This window comes from Albimonas sp. (genome assembly GCF_055129145.1).
Map to the genome: position 1 here is coordinate 1 of NZ_JBSRTQ010000132.1, position 12,105 is coordinate 12,105.

Genomic DNA, 12,105 nt, shown 5'->3' on the forward strand with positions numbered 1-12,105 from the left:
CTCTGCGCCCTGACCCTGGAGGCGGCGGCGATGGCGCGCGTGCCGCTCGCCGGCACCGACTGGATCCCCGGGAGGGGAGGTTTTTAGCGCGGCCCGACCGCAGGAGAGGGAGAGAGCATGACCAAGGACCTCGGCGCCTGGGCGCAGGCGAACGCCATCCGCTATTTCCTGATCGGCTACACCGACCTCTTCGGCGGGCAGCGGGCGAAGCTGGTGCCGGCGGCGGCCATCGGCGACATGCAGGCGGGGGGCGCGGGGTTCGCGGGCTTCGCGTCATGGCTGGACCTGACGCCGGCGCATCCCGACCTCTTCGCCTTCCCCGATGCGGACGCGGTGATGCCGATGCCGTGGAAGCCGGGCGTCGCCTGGGTCCCGGCGGATGTGCATATGGACGACGCGCCCCTCGCGCAGGTCCCCCGCCAGGCGCTGAAGGCGCAGGTGGCGGCGGCGGCCGGGATGGGGCTGCGCGTCAAGACCGGGGTGGAGCCGGAATTCTTCCTGATCTCCGCCGACGGGTCCGAGATTTCGGACGGACAGGATCATGCGGAAAAGCCCTGCTACGACCAGCAGGCCCTGATGCGCCGCTTCGACGTGATCGCGGAGATCTGCGACGGGATGCTCGACCTCGGCTGGGGCCCCTACCAGAACGACCACGAGGACGCGAACGGCCAGTTCGAGATGAACTGGGCATATGACGACGCGCTGGCGACGGCGGACAAGCATTCGTTCTTCAAGTTCATGGCGAAGTCGGTGGCGGAGAAGCACGGGCTGCGGGCGACGTTCATGCCGAAGCCCTTCAAGGGGCTGACCGGGAACGGGTGTCACGTGCATGTCTCGGTCTGGAACGCGGAGGGGACGGAGAACGCGTTTGCGGATGCGGCCGACCCGATGGGGCTGTCGGCGCAGGGGCGGTGGTTTCTGGGGGGCATCATGCGGCACGCGACGGCGCTGGCCGCGATCGCGAACCCGGTGGTGAATTCCTACAAGCGGATCAACGCGCCGGCGACGACCTCGGGGGCCACCTGGGCGCCGAACACCGTGACCTGGACCGGGAACAACCGCACGCACATGGTGCGCGTGCCCGGGCCAGGGCGGTTCGAGCTGCGGTTGGCGGACGGGGCGGCGAACCCGTATCTCTTGCAGGCGGCGGTGATCGCGGCGGGGCTCGACGGGCTGCGGACCAGGGCCGATCCGGGCGCGCCGCTGCATATCGACATGTATCGCGACGCGCACATGGCGGAGGGGGCGCCTCGGCTGCCGCTCAACCTGCCCGACGCGCTGCGGGAATTCGAGGCGGACACGGTGCTGACCGAGGCGCTGGGGGCGGAGGTGTCCGCCGCCTTCGTCAAGCTGAAGCGGGCCGAATGGGCGAGCTACGCGGCGAGCTTCTCGCCGTGGGAACGCGAGACCACGCTGGACGTGTGATGCGGGGCGGGCGGCGACGCGCCGGCCGATCCGGCCGAAGGTCACGCGCGGGGAACGCCGGCCGCGCCATTTTCGCCGCGGGGTCGGGCCGCCCGGGAAGACCTGCGACCATGAAATTCACTTTTCGTTCACAAAATGACTCAACTCGGGACGACCGATTGGGTAGGCTGGCGCGCAGTGCGTTGCGTTCCCGGATCCTCGTCATGTTCGATGCCATCACCGAACTTCTGATCTTCGCCGGCCTGGTCGTGGCCTGGCTCGCCGCCTGGGCCTGGAAGATCTGGGGGCCGGGCCCGACCGTCGCGCCGCCCCGCCTGCGCGAGCGCCCGAAGTCGTTGCGCGAGGATGCGCCGCCGCCTCCCCTGCGCGCCGCGGCGATCAGGCGGCCCGCGGCGCCGCCGGCGGTGACCGCGGCCGGCCGGGCCTCGCCGGTGTTCCGGATGATGCGCGGGCCGGCCGGCCCTTCCTCCTCCGACCGGCGCTGAACCCGGCGTCCCCGCCCGAGACCGCAGCCCCCCGCGCCGCCGGTCCGGCGCGGCGCGGGCGGGCCGTGGCCGCCGGCGCGAGGTCGACGCGCCGCTTGCGCCGCAAAGAGAAAGGGCGGCGCCCTGCGGCCCCGCCCCTTCCCCCAGCCTCGCGGCCCTCAGGCCTTGTTTAGATCGGCGAAGGACTTGCCGTCCTCGACCAGTTTCACCAGCAGCGGCGCCGGCTCCCAGAAGACCGGATCATCCTTGGCGAAGGCCCGGATGTCCTTGAGGATCACGTCCAGCCCGACATGATCGGCATGGTGCATCGGCCCGCCCCGCCAACGCGGATAGCCGTAGCCGAAGAGCGCGGTCATATCGACGTCGACGGGGCGCAGCGCGATGCCCTCGCCCACCACCTTCGCCGCCTCGTTGGTCATCGCGGCGATGTAGCGGCGCAGGATGTCCTCGCGCGAGAAGGGCTTGGCGTTGATGCCGAGCTTGCGGCGCTCGCCCTCGATCATCGCCGGGATCTCGGGGTTGGGCGGGCCGGAGCGCGCGCCGCCGGCGTAGTCGTAGAAGCCCTTTTCGGTCTTCTGGCCGAGCCAGCCGTTTTCATACATCCGGTCGAGGAAGCCCTCGGAATAGCGCATCTCCGGGTCGCGGGTCGCATCCTTGCCGCGGCGGTTGAAGTAGCCGATGTCGAGGCCCGCGAGGTCCCCCATCTGGAACGGCCCCATCGGATAGCCGAAGGAGCGGACCGCGGCATCGACCTCGTAGGGATCGGCGCCGTCCTCAACCATCATGTTGGCGGCCTTCATGTAGGCCCCGAGGATGCGGTTGCCGATGAAGCCGTCGCAGACCCCGGCGCGCACCGCGACCTTCTTCATCATCTTCGCCAGCGCGAAGCCGGTGGCGACCACGTCGGGGGAGGTCTTCTCGCCCACCACCACTTCCAGCAGCCGCATGATATGGGCCGGGGAGAAGAAGTGCAGGCCGATCACGTCCTGGGGACGCCTTGTGCAGGCGGCGATGGCGTCGACGTCGAGATAGGAGGTGTTGGTGGCCAGCACCGCGCCGTCGCGCACGATGGCGTCGATCTTGCCGAAAACCTCCTTCTTCACCTCCATCTTCTCGAACACCGCCTCGATCACCAGGTCGACGTCTGCGAGCGCATCGTAGGTGTCGGACGTGGCGAACCTGGCGCCCAGCATCTTGTCGAGCGCCTCCTGGCTCATCCGCCCCTTGGCGACGGAGGAGGCGTAGTTGCGGCGCAGGTTCTTCTCGCCCCGGGCCACGGCCTCGGCGTTCATCTCCACCATCACCACGTTCAGCCCGGCATTGAGCGCCGCGGCGGCGATGCCCGCGCCCATGGTGCCGCCGCCGATGATGCCGACTTTTTCCAGCTTGCGCGGGGTGGCCTTGGCCTCGGGGATCTTGTTCACCGCCCGCTCGCCGAAGAAGGCGTGGACAAGGGCGGGGCGCTGCGGGTCGGAATGGGTCTTGGCGGAGACCGCGCGTTCCGCCTCCAGCCCCTCGGCGATGGGCAGCAGGCAGGCCGACACCGCCTCGACGCAATAAAGCGGGGAGTTCTGGCCCTTGGCGGACTTCTTCACCTTGTCCATCCACTGGGCGAAAAGCTCGGGCGTGGCGTCGGGCACGGGACGCTCGCCGGTGCGGCGGGGGCCGGCGCCCGTCGCCAGCAGCTCGCGGCAATAGGCGAGGCCGGCGGCGAGCGGGTCGCCCGATGCGTCCAGCTTGTCGATGGCGCCCAGTTCGAAAGCCTCGACGGCGGACATGTGACGCCCGGTGGTGATCGCTTCAAGCGCGTTGGCCGCCCCCATCACGCGGGGCGCGCGCTGGGTGCCGCCGGCGCCGGGGATGATGCCGAGATGGACTTCGGGCAGCCCCACCTTCGATGTCTTCTGGGCGATGCGGTAATGGCTGGCGAGCCCCATCTCGAACCCGCCGCCGAGCGCGGTGCCGTGCATCGAGGCCACCACCGGCTTGGTCGCGGCCTCGTAGCGGTCGCAGACCTGGGGCAGCAGCGGATCGGCGCGCACGCCCCCGAATTCGGAGATGTCGGCCCCGGCGAAGAAGGTGCGCCCGTCGCAATGGATCAGGGCGATCTTCGCGCTCGCGTCCCCGTCGAATTTCTCGATGGCGTTCCACAGGCCGAGGCGCGTCTGGTAGCCCAGCGCGTTCACCGGCGGGTTGTTGGCGCGGATGATGGCGATGCCGTCCTCGGTGACCTCGTAGGTCACCACGTCGCTCATGCTCTCGGGCATTCGGGTCTCCTCCCCTTCGCGGCCGCCCGCAGGACCCGTGTTTCGCACGCCTCCGCGGGGGTCTGATCCAGTCGGGCGGCACATTGGCCCCGGCGCGCGGCGGGTTCAAGGGTCGGCGGCTGACGGATGTCCGGGGCGCGGGCCTAGCGGTCTTCGAGCCGCCAGAACCGGTGCGCGCCGATGCGGATGCCGCCTTCGGCGGAACGGGTCCAGAACGGCAGGCGGCTGGCCGCGTGGAACATGTTGGCGCCGCCGGTCGGATCCTGACTTTCGCCGAGCATCGCCTGCCGCGCGAGGCCCACCATGCGCGCGGCCTGCCGGGTGTTGGTCATCTCGTTGGGGCGGCCATCGCAATACCAGCCGAACTGGCAGGGGCGGGACGGGCCGCCCTCGCGCACCACGCCGCAGACGGTGTCGGGGAAATCGGGATGGGCGACGCGGTTGAGCACGACATGGGCGACCGCGGCGACCTCGCGGTCGCTCTGGCTGCGCGCTTCGAAATAGAGCGCGCGGGCGAGGCACATCAGGGCATCGGGATCGGGCTCGGGCGCGCGGGCGGGGGTCTGGCCGGGGATCTGGGAGGCGAGCGCCCTGGCGCGGGGCGGCGGCTTGACCTCCTGCATCGCGCCGGCCTCCACCCCGTCGCTTTCGACCACGCGGAGGGTCCTCGGCCCGGGCGCGCAGGCCAGCAGGACGGCGACGGCCGCCAGGGCCATGATCGTCGAGACGAACTTCATGCGCATCTTCCGCAGCAAGGCCCCCGCCCCGTCGGGAGAAATGGCGCAGCCGCGCGGCGCGCGCAAGCCCGGCCCGCGCACGGGCCGGGATCGTTCCGCTCAGGCCCCGCCCTGCGGGCCGGGCCGCGCGCGCCGGTCAGCGGGCGGAGACGATGGTCATCACCAACTTGCCGTCGCGCTTGATCGGGCCGTCCTCCGTCGCGCCGAGCGTGTATTCGAAGACGCCGGTCTTCATCCCGCCGTCCTCGCCATGGATCATCAGCATGAACTTGTCGCCGGGGGCCGCGGGCTCGGTCAGGATCGCGGCGACGTCGGCGTTGGCCCCGGCGCGCAACGGCGCGTAGCCGACCACGGGGCCGGGCTTCATCCCGTCGGTGCGGTGGATCACCAGCCAGCCGTTGGCCGGCGCCATGACCGAGACGGCGGAGACGATGCCGTTGGACATGTCCTGGTCCGTCGCCTCGACCATCGGCGCGTCATCGGCCAGCGCGACGCCGGCGAGCAGGCTGGCCGCGGCGGCGAGGCCGAAGACGGCGGGGGCGAGCGCGAAGGCGAGGCCGGCATGAGGTCTGGACATCGGAATCTCCCGTTCTGGTGCATGTCGACGGACCGTCGCGGCCGTCGCTCGGGGGGAGATACCGGGGGCGGGCGCGGGAAGTTTCAGCGCTCACGCCCTCGTCAGGACGCGTGAACGCCCGGCGCGCCCCGCAAACGAACGCGGCCCCGGCTGGGAAGCCGGGGCCGCGCGCGTCGCCCTTGAGGGCCGATCAGTAGCGGTAGTGCTCGGGCTTGAACGGGCCGGCCGGGGTCACGCCGATATAGTCGGCCTGTTCGGTCGAGAGCGCGGTCAGCTTCACGCCGAGCTTGGCGAGATGCAGGGTCGCGACCTTCTCGTCGAGATGCTTGGGCAGCACGTAGACCTCGTTCCTGTACTGGTCGCCGCGCAGCCACAGCTCGATCTGGGCCAGCACCTGGTTGGTGAAGCTCGCCGACATCACGAAGGACGGGTGGCCGGTGGCGTTGCCGAGGTTCAGCAGCCGACCCTCGGACAGCAGGATCATCCGGTTGCCCTTCGGCATCTCTATAAGGTCGACCTGCGGCTTGATGTTGGTCCACTTCATGTTCTTCAGGCTGGCCACCTGAATCTCGTTGTCGAAATGGCCGATGTTGCCGACGATGGCCATGTCCTTCATCTCGCGCATATGCTCGATGCGGATCACGTCCTTGTTGCCGGTGGTGGTGATGAAGATGTCGGCGGTGGCGACGACGTCCTCCAGCGTGGTGACGGCGAAACCGTCCATCGCGGCCTGCAGGGCGCAGATCGGGTCGATTTCCGTCACCACGACGCGGGCGCCGGCGCCGCGCAGCGAGGCGGCCGAGCCCTTGCCGACGTCGCCGTAGCCGCAGACCACGGCGACCTTGCCGGCCATCATGGTGTCGGTGGCGCGGCGGATGCCGTCGACCAGCGATTCCTTGCAGCCGTACTTGTTGTCGAACTTCGACTTGGTCACCGAGTCATTGACGTTGATGGCGGGGAACGGCAGGTGGCCCTTCTCCATCATCTTGTAGAGGCGGTGGACGCCGGTGGTGGTCTCCTCCGACACGCCCTGGATCATGTGGCGCTGCTTGACGAACCAGCCGGGGTTCGCCGCCATGCGCTTGCGGATCTGGGCGAAGAGGAAGGTCTCCTCCTCCGACTGGGGGTTCTCGATCAGGCCGGTCTCGCCCTCTTCGACGCGGGCGCCCATGAGGATGTAGAGCGTGGCGTCGCCGCCGTCGTCGAGGATCAGGTTGCAGCCGCCCTCGGGGAAGTCGAAGATCTTGTCGGCGTAGTCCCAGTATTCCTCCAGCGTCTCGCCCTTGATGGCGAAGACCGGGATGCCGGAGGCGGCGATGGCCGCGGCGGCGTGGTCCTGGGTGGAGAAGATGTTGCACGACGCCCAGCGCACGTCGGCGCCGAGGGCTGCCAGCGTTTCGATCAGCACGGCGGTCTGGATGGTCATGTGCAGCGAGCCCGCGATCCGCGCGCCCTTGAGCGGCTGCGAGGGCCCGAATTCCTCGCGCAGCGCCATCAGGCCGGGCATCTCGGTCTCGGCGATGTCGAGCTCGATGCGCCCGAACTCGGCCAGGCTGATGTCCTTGACGATGTAATCGGTCATGCGGGGGTCTCCTCGGGGGCCCGGAACGGCGTTGGCGCAGGGTTAGCAGGTGCAGCGTGATGGAGCAACGCAAGGCGGCGGACGGTGTTCCGACAATTCCGCATAGGAAGCACGCAGAAGGGGCGCCGGCGGCGGCGACTCGGCCGGTTCCGGCGAGTGTGGGACACGAAGCGTTAACGTTTCGCGAGCGTAACGCGGCGTTTCGCAGGGCGCGCCGGCGCGTCGCCCTCGACGGAGCGGCCGGGCTGGTCTAAGCCTCCCGCGGTTTCGTTTCCCACGGCCCGGAGGCCCCATGTCCGGCACGCCCCCCCGCGCCTGGCAGCGCATGCTGTCGGGCCGCAGGCTCGATCTGCTCGATCCCTCGCCCATGGATGTGGAGATCGAGGACATCGCCCACGGCCTCGCCTTCGTCGCCCGCTGGAACGGGCAGACCAAGGGGGAATGGCCGTTCTCGGTGGCCGAGCACTCGCTGCATGTGGAGGAGATCTTCGGCCGGGTCTCGCCCGAGCCCTGCCCGGCGAAATGGCGGCTGGCGGCCCTGCTGCACGACGCGCCGGAATACGTGATCGGCGACATGATCTCGCCGTTCAAGACGGCTTTGGGGCTGGATTACCGGGAATTCGAGGGGCGGCTGGAGCGCGCGGTGCATGTGCGCTTCGGGCTGCCGGCCGATGTGCCGAAATCGGTGAAGGCGCGGATCAAGCGCGCCGACCGGGCCTGCGCCTGGTTCGAGGCGACGCAGCTCGCGGGGTTTTCGGCGGCGGAGGCGGACCGGTTCTTCGGGCGTCCCCGGTTCGAGGGCGCGGCCGACTGGCGGATCGCGCCACGGGCCCCGGCCGAGGCGCGGGGCGCGTTCCTCGACCGGTTCCAGGCGCTGCTGGGGCAGCTTTAGGCTTCAGGCTTCAGGCCACGAAGCGTTCGTCGAGCGCCCGCAGGCCGCCCTCGAAAATCGCGGCGACCATGCCGTCGACCTCCTCGACCTCGCTGTCGAAGCTCGCCGACCACCACACCCGGCAACCGTCGCCCTCGGGGAAGACGGTGAGGGTGGCGAGGTAGTTCTCCACCGGCAGCGGGCCCTCGACGATGGTGTAGCGGTGCAGATGCGGGCCTTCCTCGATCAGGCGTTCGAGGAAGAGCGCGCCGCTGGTCGCGCGGACATGGCGGTGGACGTCGCCGCCGAGGATGACGCGCTCGCAGCTCTCCACCCCCGGGACCCAGGATTTGAGGTCGCAGAAATCGCCGATCACGGCCCAGACGGCTTCGACGCGGACGGGCAGGTCGAGCCAGCGCTCGACCCGGTCGGTCTTCTTGTGATGCTCGGTCATCGCGGTCTCCGTCTTCGGTGATCCCCTGCGGGCGCAGGCGGGGTTGGCCGGGCAGCATAGGGGCGCGGGCGGCTGCGGCAAGGGCGGGGCCGGTCGCGGGCGGACGGTTGCGGGGGGCGCGCGGCCCGGCCATCGTCGGCGGCGGAGGCCGGGCGCGGATGGGCCCCGGCGCGGAGGGGCTTTCGATGTTGCGGATCCTGGGACGGACCACTTCGATCAACGTGCGCAAGGTGCTGGTCGCGGCCGACATGCTCGCGGTCGACTACGCGCATGAGGCGGACTGGGGGGTCACGCGGGACGTGCGCTCGGCCGAATATCTCGCGTGGAACCCCAACGGGCTGATGCCGGTGCTGCTGGGGGCGGGGGCGCCGCTATGGGAGTCGCATGCGATCATGCGGCTGCTGGCGCTCGGGGCGGAGCGGACGGACCTGCTGGGCGGCGACGCGCGGGGGCAGGCGGCGGTGGCGCAGTGGCTGGACTGGCTGTCGATGTCGCTGAACCCGACCTGGATGCCGGCCTTTCACGGGCTGATCCGGGGCGATCCGGCCTATGCGGCGCCGGAGGTGATCGCGAAGAGCACGGCCGCCTGGAACGGGGCGATGGCCATCCTGGAGGCGCAGCTGGCGCGGACCGGGGCCTGGGTGACGGGCGAGCGCTTCACGCTGGCGGACATCGCGCTGGGCCTGGGGGCGCATGGCTGGCGGGCGACGCCGATCGAGCGGACCGAGCTGCCGGCGGTGCGGGCCTGGCTCGCGCGGCTGGACGCGCAGCCGGCCTTCGCGCGCTACGCGAGCCCCGAGCTGCCCTGAGCGCCGCCCTGTCCTGAGCCCCGCCCGACCGAGGACGGCCCGGTCACGCAAGCGCCGCGTCGCGGGCGCGCGGGTCGCGCCCTGGCGCCCGCGGCGCGCTGCGTCGGGGCGCCGGGCGGCGGCGTCTCCGGGCGGACGCGGGACCGCGCACGACGGAGGGCGACGACGGGGGAGGGCGAGGGGGGCGGAAGGGGGGGCGAGGGGGGCGGACATGGAAACGGCGGCCCCCGAGGGCCGCCGTTTCGGTTCCGACCGGCTGGCGCCGCGGCGCCGCCTGCTCAGCCCTGGGGCTGCGGGGCCATGCCGCCGTCTTCGCCGCGGGGGCGCTTGCCCGCCTTGGGGATCGAGGCGATGCCCGACGCGCCATGGCCGCCGCTCGGGGCCTCGCCGTCGTCGTCGGAGCGGTCCAGGGTCTCGCCGCGGATCACCGCGGCGATCTCCTCGCCGGTCAGGGTCTCGTATTCCAGCAGACCCTGGGCCAGCCGCTCGAGATCGCCCGCCTGCTCGGTCAGGATCCGCTTGGCGGTTTCATAACCTTCGTCCACCAGGCGGCGGACCTCGGCGTCGATCATCCGCTGCGTCTCCGGCGAGGCCGAGGTCTGGCCGTAACCGGTCCCGAGATAGGACTGCTGCTCGTTGGCGTAGTCGATGTTGCCGAGCAGCTCCGACATGCCGAACTGGGTGACCATCGCCCGGGCGATCCGGGTGACCTGCTGGATGTCCGAGGACGCGCCCGAGGTCACCTTGTCGGGACCGAAGGTCAGCTCCTCGGCCACCTTGCCGCCCATCGCCATGGCGATCTTGGAGCGATACTTGGTGTAGCTCACCGACAGGTGGTCCCGCTCCGGCAAGGACAGCACCAATCCCAGCGCGCGGCCGCGCGGGATGATGGTCGCCTTGTGGATCGGGTCATGGTCGGGGACGTTGAGACCGACGATGGCGTGGCCGGCCTCGTGATAGGCGGTCAGCTTCTTCTCATCCATGGTCATGACCATGGACCGACGCTCGGCCCCCATCATCACCTTGTCCTTCGACTTCTCGAAGTCGTCCATGGTCACCATCCGCTTGCCCTGGCGCGCGGCGGTCAGGGCCGCCTCGTTGACCAGGTTGGCGAGATCGGCGCCCGAGAAGCCCGGCGTGCCGCGCGCGATGACCTTGAGGTCGACGTTCGGGGCGAGCGGCACCTTGCGGGCGTGGACGTTGAGGATCTTCTCGCGGCCCATGACGTCGGGGTTCGGCACGACGACCTGACGGTCGAAGCGGCCGGGACGCAGCAGGGCCGGGTCGAGCACGTCGGGGCGGTTGGTGGCGGCGACGAGGATCACGCCTTCGTTGGCCTCGAACCCGTCCATCTCCACCAGCAGCTGGTTGAGGGTCTGCTCGCGCTCGTCGTTGCCGCCGCCGTAGCCGGCGCCGCGATGGCGGCCGACGGCGTCGATCTCGTCGATGAAGACGATGCAGGGGGCGTTCTTCTTGGCCTGCTCGAACATGTCGCGCACGCGGCTGGCGCCGACGCCCACGAACATCTCCACGAAGTCGGAGCCGGAGATGGTGAAGAACGGCACCCCGGCCTCGCCGGCGATGGCGCGGGCGAGAAGCGTCTTGCCGGTGCCCGGAGGGCCGACCAGCAGCGCGCCCTTGGGGATCTTGCCGCCGAGGCGCGAATATTTCTGCGGCTCCTTGAGGAACTCGACGATCTCCTCAAGCTCCTCCTTCGCCTCGTCGATGCCGGCGACGTCGTCGAAGGTGACCTTGCCGGACCGTTCGGTCAGCAGCTTGGCCTTCGACTTGCCGAAGCCCATGGCCCCGCCGCGCGAGCCGCCCTGCATGCGGTTGAGGAAGAAGATCCACACCCCGATCAGGATCAGCATCGGCAGCCAGAAGCCCAGCGTCGACAGCAGGCCCGAGGACTGCTGAGGCTCGACCCGGATTTCGACGCCATGACTGCGCAGATCGGGGATCACGTCGGCCCCGCCCGGCTGAATGGTCTGGAATTCGGCGCCCGAGCCGAGACGGCCCGTGATGCGCTCCCCGTCGATCAGGACGGAAGACACCTGATCGTTTTCAACCCGCTCGAGGAAGTCCGAGAAGGTGATTCGGGCCCCTTGGGTGCTGCCGCCGCCTTCCTGGAAAACGCTGAACAGCGCCACCAGCAGGAGGATGACGGCGGCCCAGAAGGCCAGGTTCTTGGCGTTTCCCAACTCTGAACTCCGATTCGCTTGGCCGGTCGCTCTGGTCACATAGGTATCACACGTCATCTATCAACGCGCGGCTACCGTTCATTTCACTGGATGGGAGACTTAGCGCGAAATGCGCGCGGGCAGAAGGTCCGTGGCGATCACGTCGCCGAACCCCGCCAGAGGGACCGCGAAAAGGGCGCCGCCGACCCGCAGGCTCGGCGTGACGCTGTAGAAAGCGCCCGCCTGCACGTCATTGAGTTGGACGTCACGGCCGGTGGGTTGGTCGAGATTGAGCGACACGCCCCAACGTCCGTTCTGAAGGCCCCACTTCAGGGTCTTGCCCCCCTGAGGCAGAGCCTCGCTGCGGACGGTGAAGTCCATGCCCTTGGCCCGTTCGGTCTGGGCGTGCGCCGCCGTCGACCCAAGCAGGGTCGCGATGGTCGCGCTCAAAACCAAGGTCCGAATGGACATCTTCACCGTCAAAGGGCCCCCTGCGCCCCGCAGACCACGTCCGGATAGTCCGTGCGCGGCCGTCTCTCCGATTAGAAGCCCCTGGCGCGGCGGGTCAACCGGCTGCTGGCCGACCAGGAGACGATGATAGGGGCGGTGCTGCTGGGCAACAACCTGGTCAACATCCTGGCCTCGGCCCTGGCCACCCAGGTGCTGACGGCCCTGATCCCCGGCCCCTGGGGCGTGGCGGCCGCGACGGCGATGATGA

The 12,105-nt window shown here is 70.1% G+C and carries 12 protein-coding genes; 5 read left to right on the forward strand and 7 right to left on the reverse strand.

Annotated features, from left to right (window positions below; genetic code table 11):
• Positions 1 to 117 precede the first annotated feature (117 nt).
• Both glnT and ACTB72_RS17005 read left to right on the forward strand, forming a co-directional pair.
• The gene (glnT, locus tag ACTB72_RS17000; protein ID WP_463038201.1) at positions 118 to 1,425 is read left to right on the forward strand and encodes a type III glutamate--ammonia ligase; all 1,308 of its coding nucleotides are present in this window, start codon (positions 118 to 120) and stop codon (positions 1,423 to 1,425) included.
• Positions 1,426 to 1,628: 203 nt separating this feature from the next.
• Positions 1,629 to 1,910 (forward strand): hypothetical protein, encoded by a 282-nt coding sequence (locus tag ACTB72_RS17005; protein WP_463038202.1) that lies wholly within the window; start codon positions 1,629 to 1,631, stop codon positions 1,908 to 1,910.
• 158 nt (positions 1,911 to 2,068) lie between these two features.
• Here the strand turns inward: ACTB72_RS17005 and ACTB72_RS17010 are convergent, their stop codons facing one another.
• The 4 genes from ACTB72_RS17010 to ahcY all read right to left on the reverse strand — a co-directional run bounded on the left by ACTB72_RS17010 (position 2,069) and on the right by ahcY (position 7,073).
• A complete protein-coding gene (locus ACTB72_RS17010) occupies positions 2,069 to 4,177 on the reverse strand; it encodes a 3-hydroxyacyl-CoA dehydrogenase NAD-binding domain-containing protein (protein WP_463038203.1) in 2,109 nt (702 codons plus the stop codon).
• Between the two features lie 143 nt (positions 4,178 to 4,320).
• Positions 4,321 to 4,914: a cell wall hydrolase gene (locus ACTB72_RS17015; RefSeq protein ID WP_463038204.1), complete on the reverse strand. Its 594-nt coding sequence runs from the start codon at positions 4,912 to 4,914 to the stop codon at positions 4,321 to 4,323.
• Between the two features lie 136 nt (positions 4,915 to 5,050).
• Entirely contained in the window at positions 5,051 to 5,491 is a 441-nt protein-coding gene (locus ACTB72_RS17020) for a DUF7282 domain-containing protein (RefSeq protein WP_463038205.1), read from the reverse strand.
• Between the two features lie 190 nt (positions 5,492 to 5,681).
• Positions 5,682 to 7,073 carry an adenosylhomocysteinase gene (gene ahcY, locus ACTB72_RS17025; RefSeq protein WP_463038206.1) on the reverse strand — a complete coding sequence of 464 codons (1,392 nt, stop codon included), beginning with the start codon at positions 7,071 to 7,073 and terminating at the stop codon, positions 5,682 to 5,684.
• Between the two features lie 292 nt (positions 7,074 to 7,365).
• On the opposite strand from ahcY, the gene ACTB72_RS17030 reads away from it, so the two are divergent.
• Entirely contained in the window at positions 7,366 to 7,965 is a 600-nt protein-coding gene (locus ACTB72_RS17030; RefSeq protein WP_463038207.1) for an HD domain-containing protein, read from the forward strand.
• A 10-nt stretch (positions 7,966 to 7,975) separates the two neighbouring features.
• Here ACTB72_RS17030 and ACTB72_RS17035 read toward each other — a convergent pair whose 3' ends face one another.
• Positions 7,976 to 8,398, reverse strand: a complete 423-nt coding sequence (locus ACTB72_RS17035) for an SRPBCC family protein (RefSeq protein ID WP_463038208.1) — start codon at positions 8,396 to 8,398, stop codon at positions 7,976 to 7,978.
• Positions 8,399 to 8,583: 185 nt separating this feature from the next.
• Here ACTB72_RS17035 and ACTB72_RS17040 point away from each other — a divergent pair, with 185 nt between their 5' ends.
• A complete protein-coding gene (locus ACTB72_RS17040; protein ID WP_463038209.1) occupies positions 8,584 to 9,207 on the forward strand; it encodes a glutathione S-transferase family protein in 624 nt (207 codons plus the stop codon).
• 278 nt (positions 9,208 to 9,485) lie between these two features.
• On the opposite strand, the gene ftsH is transcribed toward ACTB72_RS17040, so the two are convergent.
• Together ftsH and ACTB72_RS17050 are read right to left on the reverse strand one after the other, a co-directional pair.
• Positions 9,486 to 11,408 (reverse strand): ATP-dependent zinc metalloprotease FtsH, encoded by a 1,923-nt coding sequence (gene ftsH, locus ACTB72_RS17045; protein WP_463038210.1) that lies wholly within the window; start codon positions 11,406 to 11,408, stop codon positions 9,486 to 9,488.
• A 99-nt stretch (positions 11,409 to 11,507) separates the two neighbouring features.
• Positions 11,508 to 11,837 carry an NtrZ family periplasmic regulatory protein gene (locus tag ACTB72_RS17050; RefSeq protein WP_463038211.1) on the reverse strand — a complete coding sequence of 110 codons (330 nt, stop codon included), beginning with the start codon at positions 11,835 to 11,837 and terminating at the stop codon, positions 11,508 to 11,510.
• A gap of 102 nt (positions 11,838 to 11,939) precedes the next feature.
• Here ACTB72_RS17050 and ACTB72_RS17055 point away from each other — a divergent pair.
• Positions 11,940 to 12,105, forward strand: a 166-nt coding sequence (locus tag ACTB72_RS17055) for a CNNM domain-containing protein (RefSeq protein ID WP_463038212.1), incomplete at its 3' end; no start/stop codon positions are given.

What these genes read in the sequence shown, in the direction of transcription:
- glnT (WP_463038201.1), top strand. Translation starts at nt 118, where the DNA reads ATGACCAAGGACCTCGGCGCCTGGGCGCAGGCGAACGCCATCCGCTAT.
- ACTB72_RS17005 (WP_463038202.1), top strand. Translation starts at nt 1,629, where the DNA reads ATGTTCGATGCCATCACCGAACTTCTGATCTTCGCCGGCCTGGTCGTG.
- ACTB72_RS17010 (WP_463038203.1), bottom strand. Translation starts at nt 4,177, where the DNA reads ATGCCCGAGAGCATGAGCGACGTGGTGACCTACGAGGTCACCGAGGAC.
- ACTB72_RS17015 (WP_463038204.1), bottom strand. Translation starts at nt 4,914, where the DNA reads ATGAAGTTCGTCTCGACGATCATGGCCCTGGCGGCCGTCGCCGTCCTG.
- ACTB72_RS17020 (WP_463038205.1), bottom strand. Translation starts at nt 5,491, where the DNA reads ATGTCCAGACCTCATGCCGGCCTCGCCTTCGCGCTCGCCCCCGCCGTC.
- ahcY (WP_463038206.1), bottom strand. Translation starts at nt 7,073, where the DNA reads ATGACCGATTACATCGTCAAGGACATCAGCCTGGCCGAGTTCGGGCGC.
- ACTB72_RS17030 (WP_463038207.1), top strand. Translation starts at nt 7,366, where the DNA reads ATGTCCGGCACGCCCCCCCGCGCCTGGCAGCGCATGCTGTCGGGCCGC.
- ACTB72_RS17035 (WP_463038208.1), bottom strand. Translation starts at nt 8,398, where the DNA reads ATGACCGAGCATCACAAGAAGACCGACCGGGTCGAGCGCTGGCTCGAC.
- ACTB72_RS17040 (WP_463038209.1), top strand. Translation starts at nt 8,584, where the DNA reads ATGTTGCGGATCCTGGGACGGACCACTTCGATCAACGTGCGCAAGGTG.